Annotated in this window: 19 protein-coding genes; 10 read left to right on the top strand and 9 right to left on the bottom strand. The window is 67.7% G+C overall.

Features of this window, described 5'->3' with window-relative positions; all coding sequences use genetic code 11:
• The first annotated feature begins 1 nt into the window (after position 1).
• Genes ACN27E_RS05325 through derK form a run of 5 tightly spaced genes read left to right on the top strand, consistent with a single transcriptional unit; the run spans position 2 to position 5,841 of the window.
• Positions 2-958 carry a carbohydrate ABC transporter permease gene (locus tag ACN27E_RS05325; RefSeq protein ID WP_422747164.1) on the top strand — a complete coding sequence of 319 codons (957 nt, stop codon included), beginning with the start codon at positions 2-4 and terminating at the stop codon, positions 956-958.
• Between the two features lie 2 nt (positions 959-960).
• A complete protein-coding gene (locus ACN27E_RS05320) occupies positions 961-1,836 on the top strand; it encodes a carbohydrate ABC transporter permease (protein ID WP_422747162.1) in 876 nt (291 codons plus the stop codon).
• Positions 1,836-2,957, top strand: a complete 1,122-nt coding sequence (locus tag ACN27E_RS05315) for an ABC transporter ATP-binding protein (RefSeq protein ID WP_422747160.1) — start codon at positions 1,836-1,838, stop codon at positions 2,955-2,957. Before ACN27E_RS05320 ends, ACN27E_RS05315 begins: the two co-directional genes overlap by 1 nt.
• Before the next feature lie 41 nt (positions 2,958-2,998).
• Entirely contained in the window at positions 2,999-4,126 is a 1,128-nt protein-coding gene (locus ACN27E_RS05310; protein WP_422747158.1) for an ABC transporter ATP-binding protein, read from the top strand.
• The gene (gene derK / locus ACN27E_RS05305) at positions 4,123-5,841 is read left to right on the top strand and encodes a D-erythrulose 4-kinase (RefSeq protein ID WP_422747156.1); all 1,719 of its coding nucleotides are present in this window, start codon (positions 4,123-4,125) and stop codon (positions 5,839-5,841) included. Before ACN27E_RS05310 ends, derK begins: the two co-directional genes overlap by 4 nt.
• A 31-nt stretch (positions 5,842-5,872) precedes the next feature.
• On the opposite strand, the gene ACN27E_RS05300 is transcribed toward derK, so the two are convergent.
• Positions 5,873-6,778 carry a glycosyltransferase family 2 protein gene (locus tag ACN27E_RS05300; protein ID WP_422747155.1) on the bottom strand — a complete coding sequence of 302 codons (906 nt, stop codon included), beginning with the start codon at positions 6,776-6,778 and terminating at the stop codon, positions 5,873-5,875.
• 139 nt (positions 6,779-6,917) lie between these two features.
• On the opposite strand from ACN27E_RS05300, the gene ACN27E_RS05295 reads away from it, so the two are divergent.
• On the top strand, positions 6,918-9,407 hold the full coding sequence (locus ACN27E_RS05295) for an alpha/beta fold hydrolase (RefSeq protein ID WP_422747154.1): 2,490 nt from the start codon (positions 6,918-6,920) through the stop codon (positions 9,405-9,407).
• A 10-nt stretch (positions 9,408-9,417) separates the two neighbouring features.
• Here the strand turns inward: ACN27E_RS05295 and ACN27E_RS05290 are convergent, their stop codons facing one another.
• A complete protein-coding gene (locus tag ACN27E_RS05290; RefSeq protein WP_422747152.1) occupies positions 9,418-9,921 on the bottom strand; it encodes a hypothetical protein in 504 nt (167 codons plus the stop codon).
• A gap of 170 nt (positions 9,922-10,091) precedes the next feature.
• On the opposite strand from ACN27E_RS05290, the gene ACN27E_RS05285 reads away from it, so the two are divergent.
• Entirely contained in the window at positions 10,092-10,925 is an 834-nt protein-coding gene (locus ACN27E_RS05285) for an EamA family transporter (protein ID WP_422749628.1), read from the top strand.
• A gap of 10 nt (positions 10,926-10,935) precedes the next feature.
• Here the strand turns inward: ACN27E_RS05285 and ACN27E_RS05280 are convergent, their stop codons facing one another.
• The 4 genes from ACN27E_RS05280 to ACN27E_RS05265 all read right to left on the bottom strand — a co-directional run bounded on the left by ACN27E_RS05280 (position 10,936) and on the right by ACN27E_RS05265 (position 15,029).
• Positions 10,936-11,796, bottom strand: a complete 861-nt coding sequence (locus ACN27E_RS05280; protein WP_422747150.1) for an ABC transporter permease — start codon at positions 11,794-11,796, stop codon at positions 10,936-10,938.
• The gene (locus ACN27E_RS05275; protein ID WP_422747148.1) at positions 11,793-12,668 is read right to left on the bottom strand and encodes an ABC transporter permease; all 876 of its coding nucleotides are present in this window, start codon (positions 12,666-12,668) and stop codon (positions 11,793-11,795) included. Before ACN27E_RS05275 ends, ACN27E_RS05280 begins: the two co-directional genes overlap by 4 nt.
• 3 nt (positions 12,669-12,671) lie before the next feature.
• Positions 12,672-13,868 carry a polyamine ABC transporter substrate-binding protein gene (locus ACN27E_RS05270; RefSeq protein WP_422747147.1) on the bottom strand — a complete coding sequence of 399 codons (1,197 nt, stop codon included), beginning with the start codon at positions 13,866-13,868 and terminating at the stop codon, positions 12,672-12,674.
• A gap of 63 nt (positions 13,869-13,931) precedes the next feature.
• Positions 13,932-15,029 carry an ABC transporter ATP-binding protein gene (locus ACN27E_RS05265; RefSeq protein WP_422747145.1) on the bottom strand — a complete coding sequence of 366 codons (1,098 nt, stop codon included), beginning with the start codon at positions 15,027-15,029 and terminating at the stop codon, positions 13,932-13,934.
• Positions 15,030-15,383: 354 nt separating this feature from the next.
• Here ACN27E_RS05265 and ACN27E_RS05260 point away from each other — a divergent pair, with 354 nt between their 5' ends.
• On the top strand, positions 15,384-15,815 hold the full coding sequence (locus ACN27E_RS05260) for a type II toxin-antitoxin system Rv0910 family toxin (protein ID WP_422747143.1): 432 nt from the start codon (positions 15,384-15,386) through the stop codon (positions 15,813-15,815).
• A gap of 7 nt (positions 15,816-15,822) precedes the next feature.
• Here ACN27E_RS05260 and ACN27E_RS05255 read toward each other — a convergent pair whose 3' ends face one another.
• The gene (locus tag ACN27E_RS05255) at positions 15,823-17,163 is read right to left on the bottom strand and encodes a hypothetical protein (protein WP_422747141.1); all 1,341 of its coding nucleotides are present in this window, start codon (positions 17,161-17,163) and stop codon (positions 15,823-15,825) included.
• A 222-nt stretch (positions 17,164-17,385) separates the two neighbouring features.
• Here ACN27E_RS05255 and ACN27E_RS05250 point away from each other — a divergent pair, with 222 nt between their 5' ends.
• Positions 17,386-17,868 carry a TspO/MBR family protein gene (locus tag ACN27E_RS05250; protein WP_422747140.1) on the top strand — a complete coding sequence of 161 codons (483 nt, stop codon included), beginning with the start codon at positions 17,386-17,388 and terminating at the stop codon, positions 17,866-17,868.
• A 28-nt stretch (positions 17,869-17,896) separates the two neighbouring features.
• Here the strand turns inward: ACN27E_RS05250 and ACN27E_RS05245 are convergent, their stop codons facing one another.
• Both ACN27E_RS05245 and ACN27E_RS05240 read right to left on the bottom strand, forming a co-directional pair.
• Positions 17,897-18,970 carry an isocitrate/isopropylmalate dehydrogenase family protein gene (locus ACN27E_RS05245; RefSeq protein ID WP_422747138.1) on the bottom strand — a complete coding sequence of 358 codons (1,074 nt, stop codon included), beginning with the start codon at positions 18,968-18,970 and terminating at the stop codon, positions 17,897-17,899.
• A gap of 8 nt (positions 18,971-18,978) precedes the next feature.
• A complete protein-coding gene (locus tag ACN27E_RS05240) occupies positions 18,979-19,386 on the bottom strand; it encodes a hypothetical protein (RefSeq protein ID WP_422747136.1) in 408 nt (135 codons plus the stop codon).
• A gap of 309 nt (positions 19,387-19,695) precedes the next feature.
• Between ACN27E_RS05240 and ACN27E_RS05235 the strand changes: the two genes are divergently transcribed.
• Positions 19,696-20,619, top strand: coding sequence for an ABC transporter substrate-binding protein (locus tag ACN27E_RS05235; RefSeq protein ID WP_422749626.1), 924 nt, complete (start codon positions 19,696-19,698; stop codon positions 20,617-20,619).
• Positions 20,620-20,628: the final 9 nt, after the last annotated feature.

Here is a 20,628-nt window from a genome sequence, read left to right as displayed (position 1 = left end):
CATGACAACCCAGACGTCCAAGGCGCCGGCCACCTCGCCGGAGCCCCCTGCTGCGCAGCGTGCCGGCGCGCTGCCCGAGGTCCCGACCTGGCGGCGCAGAATGCGCCCGTATCTACTGTCGGTCCCCGCCGTCGTCATCGTGATCGGCATTCTCTACCCCTTCGCGGTCGGCGCCTACTACGCCTTCCTCAACTACGCCGCGGTGAACCCCGACCCGCATTTCGTCTGGTTCGAGAATTTCGCCTCGGTGCTCGGCGACCAGGTCTTCTGGAAGAGCGTCCAGGTCACCGCGACGTTCGCGGTGCTGGCCACCCTGATCGAAACCGTGTTGGGCGTGGGCCTCGCGCTGTTGCTCAACCGCTCCTCGATCATCGGCAAAATCTTCGAGAAGGTGCTGATCCTGCCGCTGATGATCGCCCCCGTGATCGCCGGTGTCATCTGGAAGCTGATGTTCAATCCGCAGTTCGGAATCCTGAATCACGTTCTCGGACTGGGTAACACGTTCGACTGGCTGTCCGCGGGCAACGCCCTGTTCTCGGTGATCCTGGTCGACGTCTGGATCTTCACCCCGTTCGTCGCCATCCTGGTGCTCGCCGGTATCCGGTCGCTGCCCCGAGAGCCGTTCGAGGCGTCCGAGGTCGACGGTGCTGGATGGTTTTATATGTTCCGCAAGTTGATGCTGCCGATGCTGTGGCCCTACATCCTGGTCGCGGTGATCTTCCGCTTCATGGACAACCTCAAGGTGTTCGACCACATCTACGTGCTCACCGCCGGCGGCCCGGGAGTCGCCACCCGCACACTGCAGATCGGTGCCTTCGAGGACTCGATCATCAACCTCAACTACTCCCGCGGCAGCACCTACATGCTGCTGCTGTGGATCATCGTGTTCATCACCGCGCGCTACCTGGTGAGCGTGCTCGGTAAAGCGCAGCGCCGTGCTGCCGGAGCGGAGTCCTAGACATGGCCTTCACGCGCAACGAACTGCTACCCGGTCAGAAGCGACTGTCGTTCGGTTCGGTGGCCGCCGACGTCGGCCTGGTGTTCTGGTTCGTGTTCTCGCTGTTCCCGATCTTCTGGATGCTGATGCTGGCCCTCAAGAACGCCGAACAGCAGACCACCACCTACTTCTCGTTCAGCCCCACCTGGTCGAATTTCGCCACGGTGCTCTCCGACAAGGGCACCCAGATGACCAGCGTGGACTTCAAGGCCAGCTTGCTGACCAGCCTGCTCAACTGCGGTGGGGCGGTGATCGTCTCGCTGGTCATCGGCATCCCCGCCGCCTACGCGGCCGGGCGCTGGCAGTACCGGGGCTCCAACGACCTGATGTTCCAGATGCTCTCGTTCCGCTTCGCGCCAGAACTGATGGTCATCGTGCCGCTGTTCGTCATCTACAACCAGATCGGGCTGTTCGACACCAAGGTCGGGATGATCTGGGTGCTGCAGCTGGTCACCATGCCGCTGGTGGTGTGGATCCTGCGGTCCTATTTCCAGGACCTCCCCGAGGACCTCGAGCAGGCGGCGTTACTGGACGGCTACACCCGTCGACGAGCGTTCATCATGGTGGCGCTGCCCATCGTGCGACCCGGCATCGCAGCCGCGGCATTGCTGGCGTTCATCTTCGCCTGGAACAACTACGTGTTCCCGCTGATACTGGCCGACACCAACGCCGGCACCGTGACCGTGGCGATCACCAAGTTCCTCGGTGGCGGCGGTCAGGCCTATTACAACCTCACAGCCGCCGCGGCGATCATCGCGGCACTCCCGCCGCTGGTCCTGGCACTGACCATTCAGCGCTATCTGGTCCGCGGCCTGTCGTTCGGGGCGGTGAAAGCCTGATGGCCACGGTATCGATCTCCGGTCTGCACAAGCACTTCGGGAAGTCGGACAGAAAAGTCCGAGCGGTCGACGGGATCAGCGTCGACATCGCCGACGGCGAGTTCTTCGTGATCCTCGGCCCCAGCGGTGCGGGGAAGACCACGACGCTCAAATCGATCGCCGGACTGGTCGACATCGACGCCGGCTCGGTGCACATCGACGGCCGGGACGTCACCCGGGTGGAGCCCTACCACCGTAACGTCGCGATGGCGTTCGAAAGCTACGCGCTCTACCCGCAGAAGACGGTCAGTGACAACCTGGCGTCCCCACTGAAGTCGGGCCGCACCGGTCGCTACAGCGAAGCTGAACGTACCGAACGCATCAAACAGGTCACCACCACGCTGGGGATCAACCATCTGCTCAGTCGCCTTCCCCGGGAGTTGTCCAACGGACAGCGTCAGCGGGTGGCGCTGGGACGGGTATTGGTCCGCCCGGCCGACGTCTACCTGCTCGACGAGCCGCTGTCCCACCTGGACGCGAAGCTGCGCGCGCAGATGCGCGCCGAACTCAAGCAGCTGGGCGCGATGTCGAACACCACCACCATCTACGTCACCCACGACTACCAGGAGGCGTTGGCCCTGGGCGACCGGATCGCGGTCATGCGGGCCGGCCGGCTCGTGCAGATCGGCACCCCCGAGGAGGTCTGGCACCGGCCGGCTGACACCTTCGTCGCGCGATCACTCGGTCAGCCCGAGATCAACCTGCTCGACGGCGTGGTCGACGACGGCCGGATCCGGTTCGGTGACGGATCCCTCGACGTCGCAATCCCCGCCGGGGCGGCGGTGGATCGCGGGGACCGGGTACGAATCGGTCTGCGGCCCAGCGATATCCATGTCACCGACGGGCCTGAGGGTTCGCTGCATGGACGGGTGCTGCTGGCCGAACGGCTCGGCCGCAACATCGAGTTGACCGTCGACTGCGCCGGGACCCAGCTGATCGTGTTGACCTCGGGCCGGCACGGCGTCGACGAGGGCGACACCGTCACGATGACGGTCGCCGACACGAATGTCCACGTGTTCGAGGTGGGCGACGACGACACGGCGCGGCTCGGTGCCGACAAGACCCTGGAGGCGGCACAGTGATTGATTCTCCGGGTCGCTCCGCTCCTGCCCGCCGGACGAGTGTGGCGACAGAGGCGGCGAAGACCACGACGGCACAGAGCCTCACCCTCGACAAGCTGGTGAAGACCTACGCCTCCCGGGGCCGGGAGAGCGTCACCGCCGTCAAAGGCATCGACCTGGCGATCGCACCCGGAGAACTGGTCGCGCTGCTGGGTCCGTCGGGCTGCGGTAAGACGACCACGCTGCGGATGATCGCCGGATTGGAGACCGTCACCAGCGGGTCCATCAAGATCGGCGAGCGCGAGATCTCCCAGTTGCCCGCTGCCAAGCGGGGAATCGGCGTCGGCTTCGAGAGTTATGCGCTCTATCCACCGATGTCGATCCGGGAGAATCTGCTCTACGGCCTGAAGGCTCGCAAGGTTTCCGGCGCCGAGCAGATGGTCGACGCGATCAGCCGCCGGCTCGAGATGGACGACCTGATGGGTTTGCGACCGGCCGGCCTGTCCAGCGGCCAGAAGCAACGGGTGGCCCTGGCGCGGGCGTTGGTGCGCAACCCACCGGTGCTCCTGCTCGACGAACCGCTCAGCCACCTCGACGCGTCGGCCCGCCAGCGGGTGCGCCGTGAATTGAAGGTCCTGCAGCGCGAATTCGGCTACACCACCATCGTCGTCACCCACGATCAGGTCGAGGCGCTGTCGCTGGCCGACCGCCTCGCGGTGATGGACGCCGGAGTCGTGCAGCAGTTCGGCACCCCGGACGAGGTGTTCGACGACCCGGCGAATCTGTTCGTCGCACAGTTCGTCGGAGAACCGCAGATCAACGTCCTCCAGGGGGTTGTTCAGCTTCACGACGGTCGGACACGCGTCCAGATCGGCTCGGGCGCAGGTGCTCTGGAGACCACTGTCGGGGGCATCGCCGAGGGCACCCGGGTCTCGGTGGGCGTCCGGCCACAGGATTGTGCGATCACCGGCACGGGGGAGGCCACCGGCGGCCTCTCGGCGACGATCGCGTACTTCGAACATCTCCTCGAATTCGGTCTGGCCACCAGCACAGTGGCTGGTATGGAGGAGGGCATCGTGGTGCAGACCCCCGCCGCCGACTCCTACCGACCCGAACAGAACGTGACCGTCACCGCACCGCCCGAGCGCGTCTACCTGTTCGACATCGACACCGGTGAACGGCTCCGATGACCAAGCTGTTCAATGACCCCGCTCGTTTCACCGAGGACATGCTCGTCGGCTTCCTCGATGCACACGCCCGGTACGTGGTCGGGGTACCTGGTGGCGTGGTGCGGGCGCACGCGACGCGACCGGGCAAGGTGGCCGTGGTGATCGGCGGCGGCTCCGGGCACTATCCGGCGTTCTGTGGCACCGTCGGCGCCGGCTTCGCCGACGGCGCGGTGGTCGGCAACATCTTCACCTCACCTTCCGCAGAAGAGGCGGCTTCGGTTGCGCGGGCGGCCCACGGCGACGCCGGTGTCCTGCTCACCACCGGTAACTACGCCGGTGACGTGATGAACTTCGGGCTGGCCGTGACGCAGCTACGCGCCGACGGCATCGATGCGCACTATCTCGCGGTGACCGACGACATCGCCAGCGCCCCGAAGGGAGACGAAGCCAGCAGGCGCGGTATCGCCGGCGACTTCACCGTCTTCAAATGCGCCAGTGCCGCCGCCGAGGAGGGTCTCGATCTCGCCGGTGTGATCAGGGTGGCCGAGGCATCCAACACCGCGACCCGCACCCTCGGTGTCGCATTCGACGGCTGCACGTTGCCCGGCGCCGACCACCCGCTGTTCACCGTGCCGGAGGGTCAGATGGGCGTCGGACTGGGGATCCACGGAGAGCCCGGCGTCGCCGAGGAGGCGATGCCGACCGCCGCCGGGCTCGCCGCCACCCTGGTCGACGGGGTGCTCGAGGACGTCCCCGCCGACACGACATCACAGCGGATCGCGGTGATCCTCAACGGGCTGGGCCGCACCAAGTACGAGGAGCTGTTCGTGGTGTGGGGGGAGGTCGCGCGCCTGCTGCGCGACCGCGGCTACGAGATCGTCGAACCCGAGGTGGGTGAACTCGTCACCAGTCTGGACATGGCCGGCTGTTCGCTGACCGTGATGTGGCTCGACGAGGAACTCGAAAGATATTGGCGCGCACCGGCCGACACTCCCGCCTATCGCAAGGGCGCCGTCCAGGCATCGGGCGCCGAGCGCGACGGTTCCCTGACCCAGGCCGACGCGTCGGCCCCGCCGGTAGGGGATCTGTCCGACGACGCCGGCCGTGACGGCGGCCGGCTCGTGGCCGGCCTCCTCGACGCCATGGCGGCGATGCTGGCCGAGGCTGAAGACGAGCTCGGACGGATCGACGCGGTCGCCGGCGACGGCGACCACGGACGCGGGATGGTCAAGGGCTCGTCCGCCGCCCGCGCCGCCGCCGCCCGCGCGGTGGCGGACGGTGCCGGACAGGGTTCGGTATTGAGCGCGGCAGGGCGGCAATGGGCGGCCAGAGCCGGTGGCACATCGGGTGTGCTGTGGGGGGCGATGCTCGCCGCGGTGGGCGACCGTCTGGGTGACACCGGCCGGCCCGACCCGGCCACCATCGCCTCGGGAATGCGCGACGGCTACCAGGCGCTGGTCGCGTTGGGGGGTGCGGCACCGGGCGATAAGACCATGCTCGACGCGTTGCTGCCCTTCGTCGAGGAGTTCGAGCGTCAGGTCAGCGACGGCCAGCGGTGGCAGGATGCCTGGGCGGCGGCGGCAGAGACGGCCACCGCAGCCGCGCGGGCGACCGCGGATCTGCGGCCGAAGGTCGGCCGCGCCCGCCCGCTCGCCGAACGCAGCATCGGCACCCCGGACGCCGGCGCGACGTCACTGGCGATGTGCGCCCGCTGCGTCGCCGAACACCTGTCGTGACCGCGATCTGCGGTGACGGATCGGCGGACGATCAGGCGCTCTCGCAGTCCCGGTTCGGCGGGCGGTACTCGGCCAGATAACTGGTCTTGGACCGCAGAAAGGCCGGACGCGCCGGCAGCCTCATGTCCGGGCGCAGTGCCGCAGGGCCGATCGACGTCCACAGCGTGGACGCCGGGCCCTTGGTCGACCGGATCCCGAAGTCGCGGGCAAGCCGCCGGTGGTAGGGCATACCCGGCCCGAGAAGCACGTTGCCGGAATGGTTCTCACCGGTGTCCACCTGGTAGACCGTCCCGCGGAACGGCAGCGGCCGAAGATTCACGCCGCGGTCGCGCCACCATTCCAGCGCATAGCGGTGTTCGCCGAGCACGTTCTCGAACAGGTCGCCCACGGCGTCGACGATCTCCTGCTGGGTGGCGCGCACCGTGAGGTGCCCGGGAATCGCGTATGCCTGGAGCGGGACGATGTACGTCGACCCGCAGATGCGAAACAGTTTCCACTTGGGCGCGTAGGCGTTGCGGGTCTGCGAGTACATCCAGCCGCGTTTGACCACCCAGCCGTCCCGTCCGGGATGGTCGCGGCAGAACCCCGCGAGGTCGCGGTGCACGAAGTCGTCGGCGTCGACGAACATCACGTAGTCGGGCCCGTGGTCGCGGGCCGCGATCAGCCCGACCGTCGCCTTGGTGCCCTTGTCCCAGATGATGGGCGGCATCCCGGTCTGCGGCCCGCCGCGCGGTGACGGCGCCGGGAAGTCGACCTCGACGAAGTGCGTCCGTGGGGGCAGCGGGAAGGAGGGCCGCCGGTTCCCCACGACGATCACCACGTAGTCGTCGCACGCCTGCCGGGTGACCGATCGGAGAGTGTCCCGCAGCAGCGTCTCCACCCGCGCGTAATCCGCGGAATTGCGCGGATGGCGCAGCGTGGTGATGAACGCCAGCATGGGCGATCCCTTCCCTCATCGGTGTGGGCCTCGTGCGGACACCCCAGGTTCGGGTTAGGGTAGCCTCCGCTAAGCCCCACTGGTCGAGTACATCGGAGTCCGCCATGTCGACAGCCGCATCCCGGCGCACTGACGTGCGGTGACCGCGTCGACCTCTCGACGCGCGGCGCACCCGCCGGTCCGGCCGCTCGACTTCCTGTCGGTGCCGGCGGCATTTGAGGCCGTCGCGCGGACGCGGCTCGATCAGGTCGCCGTGCGCACCGCGACGGCCACCGCCAGCTACGGGGCGCTGCTGGCAGCGGCACACGTCGTGGCGAATGACGGCCTCCGGGATTCCAAGACCGCGGTGCTGGTGCCCGCCGTGCTACGCCCGGCGACGGTGTCGACGATCCTGGGCCTGTTCGCATCCGGCGCCGTTTCGGTGCTGATCGACCCCGCCCTTCCCCAGAACCGGTTGGACGCCATCCGTCAGATCCTCGTCGAGCACGGCTACGACGTCGTGACCGTCGAAGTGACCGCAGATCTGCCTGCCCCGACGCACGTTCCCGACGTTCCGCTGAGGGTCGGGGGGCGCCGCGACGCGGTGACCAGCATCCAGTTCACCTCCGGGTCGACGGGTGCGCCGAAGGCGGTCATGCACCCACACGGCATGTGGCTCTGCGACGCCGAACTGTTCGCCGGTCGGTTCGGCATAACCGCGGGACAGCGCATCGCCCTGGGCATGCCGGTCAGCTTCGGGGCGGGCTTGAACGTGCTCATCGGCTCACTGCTGTGCGGTGCGGAGGTCGTGGCCGTCGAGCCACGCGACGCCACCGCCGCGGAGGCGCTCGAGCGCCTTCGGGAGTCGAACTCTCGCGTCCTGGTCTGCACCCCGGCATTCCTCGTCGCGCTGCACGCTGCGGCGCCGCCTGCCGCACTGGCGAGCCTCGAACGCATCGTGACCACCGGTGAACCCGCCCATCCCCGGCATGTTCAGCTCGCCCGTGAGCTGGCGCCGGCTGCGGTATTCACCAACTGGGTCGGCTCCTCGGAGGCCAGCGCCATCTCCACCTTCGACGTCGCACCGGCGGCCCCGCTGCCGACCGGGATTCTTCCGGCCGGAAAACCGGCGCCCCACAAGCGAATCGAGCTCGACGACGATGGCGCGGTCGCCATCACCTCCGCCCACCTGGCGCTCGGGTACCTCGATCCGTCGACAGCCTCCAGCCGCTTCGTCGGCAATGCGGACGGTAGCCGGACCTTCCTCGGTGGGGATGTGGGCCGATTCGACGACTCGGGCAACCTGATCCTGCTCGGTCGTACCGATTCCGCGGTGAAAGTCCGCGGGTACCTCGTCGAGCCGGCCGAGATCGAATCGACGCTGCTGCGATACGACGACGTTCGTGAGGTGGTGGTGACCGCCACCGCCGGTGAGAGCGCGGCCATGACCGCTTACGTGGCACCGAGCACCACCTCCCGCACGCCCGCGGTCGCCGAGTTGCGCAGCCGACTGCACCGCGACCTGCCGCCGTGGATGGTCCCGGCGCACGTGGTGGTCGTATCCGCGCTACCCCGCACCGAACGGGGCAAGGTCGACCGAATGGCGTTGCCCCGGCCGCGGACCCATGGTGGGGAACCGCCGCGCGGAGACCTCGAGGCCACCATCGCCGGGCTGTGGGGCGAGATACTCGGCGTCAACGGTGTGGGCCGCAGCGACGGCTTCTATGCGCTGGGCGGCGATTCGTTGACCGCCACCAGAATGCTGCGGGAAGTCGCGGCGACGTTCGGCGTCGACCTCGACCAATCGGATCTGGCGGCAGCGTCCTGCGTGGCCGAATTCGCCTGCAGGCTCAGTGCCGCGGGTCAGGGGCGGCCGCGCCGGCTCGGCGGTATGACGCTGAGACCCTCGACCGTGGCACTGCGGCCCCGGTCGCCGGCCAGTGCAGGTCCGGCACTGCACTGCTTCACTGGGGCGGGCGCGTCGTCGCTGTGCTTCGTCCCACTGACCGGGCACGTCGACCCCGGCACCGCCGTGTACGCCTATGAGCCCAAAGGTCTTGAGCGCCGCGCGATACCCGATCTGTCGGTGGCGCGCGCGGCCCGCCGGCACCTGACCGACCTGCGCACCGTGCAACCGCACGGCCCGTACGTGCTGGTGGGTCATTCGTTGGGAGCGCACGTCGCGCTGGAGGCCGCTCGCATGCTGGAGGCGGCCGGCGAACGCGTCGAGCTGCTGGTGATGCTCGATCCTTGGCTGCCGCCGCGGGTCGCGCGGGAGGCGCGCAGAGAGCTGCCGGACGTCACGGTGACTCTCGAGGAGACGGTACCCACCGACCTCCGATCATGGTGGGAACACCAGAGATCGGTGCCGCTGGCGGGATTGCTCTTCGGTGGCCGGCGGCGCCGGTCGATAGCCGTCGAGGAGGTGGGTCTCATCACCGGTATGCGGTACCGACCCAAGCCGTGGCCGGGTCGCGCACTGCTGGTGCTCAGCCATCTCAACCGCGACGATCCGAGGATGTGGCCGCGCATCGTGACCGGTGACCTCCGCGTGCACATCGTGGACTGTGATCACCATTCGATCGTCCGAGAACCCCACATCGGCCGTGTCGTCGAATTGATCGCCGCAGCGCGCGCGACCTCGGGCTGATCCGCGCCGATCAACGGAAGGTCACCGGATCGGCCACGGCGAAACACCGCGCGGTGGTCGTCATGATCAACACTTCGCGGACGACGTCGAATCCGACGTCGGGGAACTCGAACAGCCGCAGATCGTCACCGTCGACCACGGCGCGCTCGGCCACGTCGGCCCCGCTCTGCGTGCGCACCAGCACAGTCACCGACGCCGGCCGCAGCGCTTGGACACTGACCAGCACGCCGGGGCCCTGCGGCTGTCGGCCCCAGGCCACCGGCGACGCGCACGCCGGATCTCCCTGGGCGTTGGGCACCACAGCCCGATCCACGTCGATGGACGCCACGCCCGCCTGCGGTTCGCGCACGTCAGCTCCGGTGCGCACGGACGCCGCGGCGGTGGCCGTCACCGAGGCCACCGCGGAAACCCCGTCGGCCGGGACAGCGCCCATGCGGTATCCGCAGCCGCCGGCCGTCATGGCGATCACGGCGATCGCTGAGGTCGCCGCGACGGTGATCCCCCTGCTGTTCACGGCACCCCCTCCGCAGCCGGTAACGACGCCTGATTACCCCATCTTCGGCACCTGAACCATGTCGCGGGCGACTTGCGCACAAACTCTGCGACAAAACGAAGTGGACGTGGCGGGCGGCCTTCCCGTTCAATGCAGCGGTGGTCACGCATTCGGCTCGCTCCGGCACGGTGATGGCCGTGACGGCCATGCTCTCAGTGCAATTGGGCGTCGCCGTCGCGGTCGGGTTGATGGATCGGATCGGGGCCGACGGCGCCGCATGGTTGCGCCTGGCGTGGGCGGGTCTGCTGTTCCTGGTGTTTCTGCGTCCGCGCACGGCGGGTTTCACTCGCCGCAGCCTCGCGACCTGTGTGGCACTGGGTGTGGTCACCGCCATGATCACCCTGTTGTTCATGGCGGCGCTGGCGCGGATCCCGATGGGGACCGCGAGTGCCCTGGAGTTCCTCGGACCACTCGGCGTGGCGGTCGTGAACGGACGAGGCGCCCGGCGGGTGGTGTGGCCAGGTCTGGCTGCGGTCGGGGTGGTATTGATGACGCAGCCCTGGGCAGGCGTCGTCGATCCGATCGGCGTGGCCTATGCGCTGACCGCCGGAGTGTGCTGGGCCGGTTACATTCTGCTCACCCAGCGGGTGGGTGACACCGTGTCAGGCATCAACGGGTTGGCTGTCTCCATGCCCGTTGCCGGTCTGGTCGGCACCATCGCGGTCGGCCCGGCCGTCTTCGAGCGGTTGACCCCCGAGTTGCTGCTGATCGGACTCGGCCTGGCGATCCTGTTGCCGATGTTTCCGTTCGCCCTGGAGTTCCTGGCGCTGCGGCGGCTGACGACCGCGGCGTTCGGCACCCTGATGAGCCTGGAACCGGCGTTCGCGCTCACGATCGGATTCGTCGTCCTGCACCAGGTACCCGCACCCGCCGGGGTGGCCGGCATCGTGTTCGTCGTCGGAGCAGGAATCGGTGCCGCCCGCAGTGGCGCCCGGCCCGCACCGGTACCGGCCGAGGTGGGCTGAGCGGGCGGAGTCAGACGTCGATGCGCTTGCGCCGGTATAGCGTTCCGACGGCAAGCAGCACCAGGCTGATCAGCAGGATGGCAGTTGCCAACACGTTGATCTGAGGGGGCACCGCCGCCTTGACCGCAGCGTTGACATACAGCGGATAGGTCGTCGTCGAACCGCTCACGAAATAGGTGATGATGAAGTCGTCGAGCGACAGCGCGAAGGAAAGCATCGCCGCGGCAACGATTCCCGGGACGATCAGGGGCAACGTCACCCGGAAGAACGTGCGGGCCGGACTGGCACCCAGATCCATCGACGCGTCTTCGAGCGTCCAGTCGAATCCACGGACTCGGGCGCGCACCGTCATCGCGATGAAGCTGACCTCGAAGGCGACGTGAGCGATCAGAATGGTGGTGTACCCCGCGGCCCAGTTCAGGTCGAGGAACAGCGTCAACAGCGAAGCGCCCATCACGACCTCGGGTGCGGTCAGCGGCAGCACCAGGAACGTGTCGACCGCCTTGGACCCCCGGAACCGCTGCCGCACCAGCGCGATGGCGACCAGGGTGCCCAGAACCAGGGCGATCAGGGTGGACACCGCAGCGATGTTCAGGCTCAGTTTCAGGGCGTCGGTCAGCGCTGGGTACTTGAACGGATCCGCCCAGTTCTCGAGCGTGAACCCCCGCCAGGTGTAGTTGAACTTCCCGGTCGGCTTGTTGAACGAGAACAGGATGATCACGAAGATGGGCAGGAAGAGATACAGCAGGACCAGGCCCGCCACCACCCGTAACGCGTTGTCCCCCAGGTTGAGCCGCGCGGCGAGCGACCGCTTGGGAGTGACGTCGCCGATGCCCTCGTTCGCCGCGGAGACGCGGTCCGCAATGGTCATACGAGATCCTCGGTTCCCAGGGCCCGGGTGTAGAGCAGGACGCCGGCCAGGATCAGCGCCATCAACAGGAAGCTGAGCGCCGCTGCCGCCGGATAGTCCTTGACCACCAGGAACTGCTTCTGGATGACGTTGCCGATCATCGTCGTCTGCGTGCTTCCGAGGTAGTCGGCGTTGATGAAGTCACCGACGGCCGGAATGAAGACCAGCATGCTGCCGGCCAGGACCCCTGGCATCGACAAGGGCAGGATCACCTTGCCGAAGCTGCGCGGCGCCGACGAGTAGAGGTCCTTGGACGCTTCGAGCAGCCGCGGATCGATCTTCTCGAGGCTGACGTAGAGCGGCAGGATCATGAAGATGATCCAGTTGTAGATGAGTCCGCCGATGACCGCCCACCCGGTGGACAGCAGGCGGCCCTCCGCTGGGAGCAACCCGACCGTGCCGAGCGCCTGGACCACCCAGCCTTCGTCGGCCAGGATCGTCTTCCAGGCGATGGTTCGGATCAGGAACGTGACGAAGAACGGCAGGATCACCAGGCCCAGAATCAGATTCTTGTACCGCCCCGCCTTGAACGCGATGACGTAGGCCAGGGGATAGGCCAGCAGCACGCACACCACGGTGGCGACCGCCGCGTAGCTGAACGACCGGATGATCTGGTCCTCGTACTGGCGGAACGCCTCGACGTAATTGCCGAAGTTCCAGTCGAAGGTGAGTGTCGGCAGATACACCGACCCGCCCGAACTCGACAGCGACGTCCGCCCGAGCGTCACCAACGGCACCACGAAGAAGATGCCGAGATAGACCATGGCGGGCAGGATCATCAGGTACGGCGCGATCTTGCTGCGCTGCCTGCTGCTGGCTGCGACTCCCGCCATGTGTCAGCCGCCGGTGACCGCGGCGTACATGCTGCTGAACTCCTGGGTCTGCTCGTCGGTGAGGGCCGCCCACGACTTCAGGTTGGAGTTCATGCTCTCCGGCGGGTTGATCAACGGGTTGTTGGCGACGCCGGGATCGATCTTGTTCAACTCATCGGTCATGTCGGAGAGCACCGGCACGTACTGGACGAACGACACCAGCTTCGCGTAGTTCGCGCGGTCGTAGACGTAGTTGATCCACTGCTCGGCGCCCTTCTGGTTCTGCGTGGTGTAGGGCACGACCATGGTGTCGATGAACCACACACCACCGGACTCGGGGACGACGAACTGCAGATCGGGATTGTCGGCCTGCAGTTGCACGATGTCGCCGGAGTACGCCTGGGCGATGGCGATGTTGCCCGCAGCCAGGTCGTCGGCGTAGTCGTTGCCGGTGAAGCGGCGGATCTGTCCTCTGTCCTTCTGTTCGCGCACCAGGTCGACAGCCTTGGCCACTGCCTCGGTGGTGGGATCCTCGACCGAATTGCCCTGTGAGGACATGATCATCCCCAGGCCGTCCTGCAGGTCGGAGAACAGGCTGACCCGGCCCTTGAACGCGGGATCCCACAGGTCGTCGATGGTCCGGATGTCGCGCCCGGTCGCGGCGCGGTTGTAGGCCAGCCCCACCATGCCGGTCATGTAAGGCGCGGTGTACTTGCGGCCCGGATCGATCTTCGAGTCCAGCAGATCCTGCCGCAGATTCTTGCGGTTGGGCACGCCGGCGTCGCTGATCTCGTTGAGCCAGTTCAGACCCTTGACTCTGGCGGCCATGAATTCGGTGGGCACCACGAGATCGGCGCCGATGTCCTGCCTGCGCGACAGCGGTTCCTTGACCTTGGCGAACCACTGCTCGTTGTCGTTGTAATCCTCTTTGTAGTCGACCGTCAGGCCCGACGCGGTCTGGAAGGCCGCGACGAACCCGTCGGCCATGTACAGCGGCCAGTTCGACACGCGCAGCGTGTTGCTCGAGGTACCGGTGGTGTCGCTGTCGCCCGATCCGGACGACGAGCTGTCCGAACCGCATGCGGCGAGGAATGAGGGGCCGAGGATCGCGGCCGCTGCGGCAGCGGCACCGCCGCCGATGAAGCGCCTGCGGTTGGTGCGGGTGGCGGTCAGCCGGGATACGAGGCGAGGGTCGAAATTGTCGGGGTTTCCAGCGGCCATGGCGGCAGTGCCTTTCGTCGTCGAGTTCGGCAAAGGGGCAGGGGCGGTACGAACGCGCAGGGGCTAGTCGTCGAGCATGTCCTCGAGGTCCTCGGTGGTGGGGATGTCCGCCGCGGGTAGCACCAGTGCCGCGTCCGGATCCCATCCGGCGTAGACCTGGTCTCCGGGCCGCACGGCCGGCAGCTTCTGCTCGGGACCGACGTGCGCGACGATCACCGAGCCGTCCGGCGCGGCGACGGAGACCCGTACCACCGGACCCTGGAACGTCAGGTCTTGCACCGTTCCGGCGACCGCGACCGTGTCACCGCCGAGCGGTTCGACCGAGACGCGGACGCGCTCGGGACGGACCATCACCGTGGCGTGGCCTCCCGATTCGATCGTGGTCTCGCCGGGGCGCGCACGCAGCGTGGTGCCCAGGGCGGCCACCTCCACGAGGCCGCCGCTGCGGCCGGTCTGGCGCCCTGACCACAGATTGGCCTGGCCGATGAAGTTCGCGACGAACACGGTCGCCGGGGCGTCGTAGATCTCGGTGGGGGAGCCGATCTGCTCGACGTTGCCGGCGTTCATGACCGCGATGCGGTCACTCATCGTCAACGCCTCCTCCTGGTCGTGGGTCACGTAGATGAACGTGATGCCGACATCGCGCTGGATGCGCTTGAGTTCGAATTGCATCGCGTGACGAAGCTTCAGGTCGAGGGCACCCAGGGGTTCGTCGAGCAGCAGGGCGCTGGGGTAGTTGACCAGGGCCCGAGCCAGGGCGACCCGCTGCTGCTGGCCGCCGGACAACTGACTGGGCTTGCGCTTGGCGAAATCACCGAGGCGCACGATCTCCAGGATCTCGTCGACGCGGCGCTTGACCTCGGCCTTGTCCTTCTTCATCGACCGGGGCCCATAGGCCACGTTGTCCCACACCGACATGTGGGGGAACAGCGCATAGTGCTGAAACACCGTATTGACGTTGCGCTTGTGCGGGGGCACCTTCGACACGTCGGCGCCCTCGAGCCGAATGGCGCCGGAGGTGGGCGTCTCGAAGCCGGCGATCATCCGCAGGGTGGTGGTCTTCCCACAGCCGGACGGACCGAGCATGGAGAAGAACTCACCGGAGGCGATGGAGAAATCGGCGTCGGCGACGGCCACATAGTCGGCGAAGCGTTTGGTCACGTGGTCGATCTCGATGACCGGGCCGCCCTTGGCTTTAGAGGACGCTCCGACGCCGTGATCGACCGCGGTGGTATGTGTGCCGGTCAGAAGGCGACCTCCTCGAAGAACTGCCAGCGGACTGTGCGTTAACAATCGCCCATTGGGGGGTCCTTCGCAAGCGATTCCGCAACGATTTAACAATCCGACAATGGAATCCTTCGTTCAGACCGGGTCTGGGCAGAAGAATCCGCGTAATGCGCCGTCGCGGGCGCCCGCTGTGCCCGGCGGCCGGGTGCGCGGGCGGTGTGAGCAGGACCGCTCGGGCGATCACCGCAGGTCGTTTACCTCGACCGCTGCGAAGGGTAGTGAGGATCCATGGCTTCCGTCGACGTCACGGTCTCTTCCGATCTCACCCCGGAGCGGGCATGGGAGCTCGCCTCCAATCTGCGCCGCTTCGACGAGTGGCTGACGATCTTCGGCGGATGGCGCAGCGAGGTGCCTGCGGAGATCGAGGTCGGCACGTGCGTGTCCTCGTCGATCAAGGTCAAGGCATTCCGCAACACGATCCACTGGCGGGTGACCCGGTACGACGAACCCAAGGACATCGAACTCGTCGGCACCGGGTTCCCTTCCGTCTGCATCGCGCTCTCGCTGCATGTCGAGGAGCGCAAACCGGAGGGAACGAAGTTCCGCGTGGTCGCAGATCTCTCCGGTGGGCTGCTCAACACCCGTGTCGGCACATTGGTGGCCAAGGTCATCGAATCCGACGTGCGCAAGTCGGTCAACAATCTGGCGGCGTTGCGCTGACCGTCGGCTACGGCGAGCGCCGCCGCCGGCCCGACAGTACGAAGAATCCGACCGCGCCGACGGCGAGCGCACCGGCGCCGGCCGCGACGATCACAAGCGGTCTGACCCACTTCTTCTCCGTCGCGGCCGGCGCCGCCTGCTCGGCGGCCAGCTGGACCTGATAGCCGGGTAGCGGTCCCTGCGCCGGTTTGGTGATGCCCGGCAGCTGCTGGGTGCTGGTCACCTCGAACAGCCGCTCGCCACCGCCGGTCTTGGCCCAGGTGCCCCACGCGGGGGTCTCGTCGTCGAGCAGCACGCGGTGGCCGCCCACCGACGGGTCGTCCCCGAGGTCGGACAGCGTCTTGACCCGGAACGGCTTGGACATTCCGTCCTTGTATTTCAATTGCACGAGCACATTGCGGAACGTGGTCGGCGCCGCGGGTTTGGCCGGTGGGGGCTGCCCGGGGGCCGGCCGATACCCGCCGCCGGAGAAGCTGCCGGTCGAGACCGTCGTCGGCTTCCCCGAGGCATCCCGGTTGACCGCTGTGAAGGAGTACACCCCGGGCGCGGGTGCGGTGAGCACCGCCCGCTGCAGGGGCGGGACCTCGAAGACGCGGGTGGCGTTGTCATAGAAATAGATGAGCTGCAGCGGCGTGCTGTACGGATTGGTGAACACCGGGCGGTACCAGGTGTCGTATCCGACCCACGACGAATTCCACTGCGTGACCTGGCTGCTCCACGTCGAAGACGAGGACCAGGTGGAGGTTTCGCTGACGACCGATTCGAGCGATTCGGTGAGCTCGGTGACCTCGGTCTCCGCCGCGGCGGGAGGGTCCACGATGTCCAGCGCGTCGGCGCGCTGCGCCTCGTCGACGACCTGCTGGGGCATCTCGGCGACGTCGGGTTCGGGGGTGTCGGCCGCGACGGCAGGGTCGGGCGCACTCGATCCCGGGTCGTCGGTGTCACCCGGCACGGCAGGTCCTCCGGGGTCATCGGCGTCGGCCGGGGAACCGGCGCCGGGGGAGTCGTCGGCGCCGGGCACACCGGGGTCGTTCGCGGGGGCCTCGTCGGCGGGGGGATCCACCGGCGGACCGGGTTCATCTGCGCCCGGGTTCTCGGCCGGCGCCGCGGGTTCCTCGGCGGGTGCGGGTTCCTCGGCGGGCTCTTCGGCAGGGGCGGCGGGCTCTTCGGCAGGAGCGGCGGGCTGCTCGTACGAGCCCGAGTCGTCGACGACTTCCGATGAGTCGCCGTCGTCATACGGGTCGGCCAAGGCCGCCGGCGCAGCCCCGAGGCACAGCGCCGTGGTGACGGCGATCGACGACACAGCCAATGTCGCGCGCCGATAGACGGCGCTGCGATCTTCGTTCATGCGAACCTCCTGTCAGGTGCCGCCGGCGCGGCGCGAAGCGAGCGTCGAACAGCAACCTTGTCGGATCCTTGGCGGATTCTTGTCCACCCACCGGTCGGGATCGTATGTGGGCACGGATGTGCGCGTGTGCGATTCGAGGGCCCGGTTGTGACCCCTCGATGACGCGACGGTTCGCCACGACGGCGCGCGGGTAAGCGATCATGAACGACGGAAAGGACTTCGATGCGTGCCTCAACTCTCGCCAAAACCGCCGGCGGCGTCCTCGTCACCGGAGCCCTCGGCGGTCTCGCCACCAGCCGCCCGGCGCAGTCCCTCTGGTACAAGCGGCTTAAGAAGCCGACCTTCCAGCCGCCGGCACAGGTGTTCCCGATCGTGTGGCCGATCCTGTACACCGACATTGCGGTGGTGTCCGCCTCGGCCATCGACCGGTATGAGGACACCGGCCGGCACGATAAGGCCCGGGCCTACACCGCCGCCCTCGCCGCCAACCTCGCCCTCAACGCCAGTTGGTCGTGGCTGTTCTTCAATCAGCGCCGGCTCGGTGTCGCCGCCGTCGCCGCCGGAGCGCTCACCCTCAGCAGCGCGGACCTGACCCGGCGCGCGGCCGACGCCACCGGAGTACAGGCCGCACCGCTGGCGCTCTATCCGCTTTGGTGCGGTTTCGCCACGCTGCTCTCCTCGCGCATCTGGTTCCTGAACCGCTGACGCCGGCGGAGGCGGGGTCCGCGCGAATTCAGCCGGCGTCGAGGACTGCCAGCACGTGCTCGGTGAAACCGGTGGTCGTGCTCGTCCCACCGAGGTCGGCGGTGTGCACGCCGTCGTCGAGGGTTCTGGTGACCGCGTGGCGAACCTGATCCGCGGCCTCGGCCAGCGAGCGCCGGCCGTGACGCTCGGCCAACCAGTCGAGCAGCATCGCGGCCGACATCATCATCGCCACCGGGTTGGCGATGTTGCGGCCGGCGATGCCGGGCGCGGATCCGTGCGCGGCCTGCGCCATCGCCTTGTCGGCCGACGAGTTCACCGACGGCGCCATGCCCAGTGATCCGGCGAGCTGACCGGTGAGATCCGAGAGGATGTCACCGAACATGTTCTCGGCCACGATGACGTCGAACTCCGTCGGCCGTGCGACGAGCAGCGCTGCCAGGGCGTCGATGTGTTCGAGGCGCACCTCGACGTCCGGATATTGCTCGGCCACGTATCGGCAGCTGTCCCGGAACAGGCCCGTGGTCTTGGACAGCACGTTGGCCTTGTGCGCGACGGTAACCGACCGGCGTCGCCTCTGCGCCAACCGGAACGCCTCGTGCGCGATGCGCTCGCAGGCCTCACGGGTGAACACCGCAACTGCCATCGCGACATCGGGGGTGGGCATGAATTCGCCGGCGCCGTCATACATGTTGCGGTCGGCGTAGAACCCCTGCGTGTTCTCTCGTACGACGACCACGTCGAGGTCGCGACACACCGCGGGGACGGTTCCGCTGAGCCGGTGCGCGGGCCGGATGTTGGCGAACAGGCCGTACCGCTTGCGTATCGTCCCGCCCGGGGACAGACCCTCGCGGAACGCCGCCGGGTAGCCGGCGTTGTCGTGGGGCCCCAGCAGCCACGCGTCGAGACGGTCGAGCTCGTCGAGCGTCCGCTGCGGCAGCGGCGTACCGTCGCGGGTTATCGCCTCGTAGCCCATGGGTAGTCGGTGCCATTCGACCGGCGTGGAGACGGCAGCCAGTGCCCGTTCGGTGACTTGCATTGTGGCCGAGACGACTTCGGGTCCGATACCGTCACCGGTCAGCGCTCCCAGCGACAGGGGATCCATCGCGACGATCAGGAAGCGCTGCGGACGGCGCGGTCGCCGACCGGGGCGTCGAGGGTGATGTCGGTGGCGCCCAGCACGGCGTTGGCGGTGCAGCGGCGGCCCGATGCCTCGGGTAGCGCACCCTCCTGGAGTCGCACGGTCACCGTGTCGGCGGTCTCGGTGGCCGTCGCATGGACGCCGTAGCAACTGGGCGTTCCGGACACGAAGTACACCCGCACCCCGTTGTCGAGACGGCTCCACGTGTCGAAGCCCAGCGGCGTCGCACCGGCGATGTCGGCCCGGTCGCCGAACAGGACTTCGCTCGAACTCAACGGCCGCTCAACAGGTTCGGTGGTGGTCGGGGCGGCGGAGGCGACCACGGGGACACCGAGGTGTAGACAGAGGCCCGCGACGACGGCGGACAGAGCAACCCGCATGCCGCGACGGTAGGCGTCGACGCCGTCAGCTCGTGTGCGCCCGGCCCGCGCGTCACGTCACGGTTGGGCCTCGGTTCGGCAACGGCGCGAGCGCGACCGGCCGAGTGTCGCGACCCATGGTTTCCCGCCACCGTGGAACCCACCGATGTGCAAGGTCAGGCTAACTTGTCTCCCGAAGGGGCTCTTTCCCCGACGAGGCGGTATCACGGTCCGGACCGGTTCCGCCAGGTGGCGAAACGGAGGCACGCGATGTCGAGACGATTCAACCGCCCGAGTGTGCGCAACATCGGGGCGCTGACCGGTGTCCTTATGGTCGCCGCGGCGCTGATCGGGTGCGGCTCCGGCGAACGCCCGACGCGCACTGAGGGGTCGGTGTCGATCACGCACAAGTTCGGGGAGACGACCGTTCCCGCGGATCCGAAGCGGGTGGTGACGGTGGGCTGGACCGACCAGGATTTCGTTCTGCCGTTGGGCGTCGTGCCGGTGAGCACCAGGGAGTTCTCCGAGAACTACGACACGCTTCCCTGGGTGCGGGCGGCCACGGACGGGAAGGGCCTGAGCACGTGGGGAAGTGACGACATCGACTTCGAGGCGATCGCCGCCGCGCAGCCGGATCTCATCTTCGCCATCTACGAGACCATCGACCGGCAGACTTACGACCGTCTTTCTCAGATTGCGCCGACGGTGATCCAGTCCTCGGAGTACCCGGATGAGGAGACGCCGTGGAACGTCCAACTGCTGACCACCGGTAAAGCACTCGGGAAAGAGGCACGGGCCCAGGAACTCGTCGAGGAGGTCAACGGTCGTATCGACGCGGCGCGCCGTGGCAATCCAGAGTTCGACGACAAGACCGTCGTCGTCGATTTCGGTCCATCGCAGGGCGGGCACTATCTCTTGGGCGAGAACGACCCTCGGCGTTCACTGTTCACCGCGCTGGGCTTCGCCACGCAGGACGTGGTGGGCGATGTCAGCGAGGAGAAACTCGGACTGCTCGACCGGGACATCCTGTTCGTCAACGGCGGCAGCGCACAGGAGTTGTTGGCGTCACCGGCCTTTGCGCGGCTGAACGTCGTGCGCGACGGGCGCACGCTCTACACCGGCTTCGATTCGAAGCTCAGCGATGCCCTCACCTACAGCGGGCCGGCCTCGCTCGAATATGCACTCGAGGTCTTGGTACCGCAACTCGCCAACGCGCTGAACGGTCGCCCGGTGGCGGACCTGGCGAACGCCTGAGCGGTTACC

The organism is Mycobacterium sp. WMMD1722 (assembly GCF_049315205.1).
GTDB lineage: Bacteria > Actinomycetota > Actinomycetes > Mycobacteriales > Mycobacteriaceae > Mycobacterium.
The sequence above is the reverse complement of the archived record's forward strand: the minus strand, read 5'-3'. Positions and strand labels throughout refer to the sequence as shown.

Bases quoted from the DNA above. Each gene is read 5' to 3' on its own strand.
- ACN27E_RS05325 (WP_422747164.1), top strand. From the start codon at position 2: ATGACAACCCAGACGTCCAAGGCGCCGGCCACCTCGCCGGAGCCCCCT.
- ACN27E_RS05320 (WP_422747162.1), top strand. From the start codon at position 961: ATGGCCTTCACGCGCAACGAACTGCTACCCGGTCAGAAGCGACTGTCG.
- ACN27E_RS05315 (WP_422747160.1), top strand. From the start codon at position 1,836: ATGGCCACGGTATCGATCTCCGGTCTGCACAAGCACTTCGGGAAGTCG.
- derK (WP_422747156.1), top strand. From the start codon at position 4,123: ATGACCAAGCTGTTCAATGACCCCGCTCGTTTCACCGAGGACATGCTC.
- ACN27E_RS05300 (WP_422747155.1), bottom strand. From the start codon at position 6,778: ATGCTGGCGTTCATCACCACGCTGCGCCATCCGCGCAATTCCGCGGAT.
- ACN27E_RS05285 (WP_422749628.1), top strand. From the start codon at position 10,092: ATGGCCGTGACGGCCATGCTCTCAGTGCAATTGGGCGTCGCCGTCGCG.
- ACN27E_RS05280 (WP_422747150.1), bottom strand. From the start codon at position 11,796: ATGACCATTGCGGACCGCGTCTCCGCGGCGAACGAGGGCATCGGCGAC.
- ACN27E_RS05275 (WP_422747148.1), bottom strand. From the start codon at position 12,668: ATGGCGGGAGTCGCAGCCAGCAGCAGGCAGCGCAGCAAGATCGCGCCG.
- ACN27E_RS05270 (WP_422747147.1), bottom strand. From the start codon at position 13,868: ATGGCCGCTGGAAACCCCGACAATTTCGACCCTCGCCTCGTATCCCGG.
- ACN27E_RS05260 (WP_422747143.1), top strand. From the start codon at position 15,384: ATGGCTTCCGTCGACGTCACGGTCTCTTCCGATCTCACCCCGGAGCGG.
- ACN27E_RS05255 (WP_422747141.1), bottom strand. From the start codon at position 17,163: ATGAACGAAGATCGCAGCGCCGTCTATCGGCGCGCGACATTGGCTGTG.
- ACN27E_RS05250 (WP_422747140.1), top strand. From the start codon at position 17,386: ATGCGTGCCTCAACTCTCGCCAAAACCGCCGGCGGCGTCCTCGTCACC.
- ACN27E_RS05245 (WP_422747138.1), bottom strand. From the start codon at position 18,970: ATGGATCCCCTGTCGCTGGGAGCGCTGACCGGTGACGGTATCGGACCC.
- ACN27E_RS05240 (WP_422747136.1), bottom strand. From the start codon at position 19,386: ATGCGGGTTGCTCTGTCCGCCGTCGTCGCGGGCCTCTGTCTACACCTC.
- ACN27E_RS05235 (WP_422749626.1), top strand. From the start codon at position 19,696: ATGGTCGCCGCGGCGCTGATCGGGTGCGGCTCCGGCGAACGCCCGACG.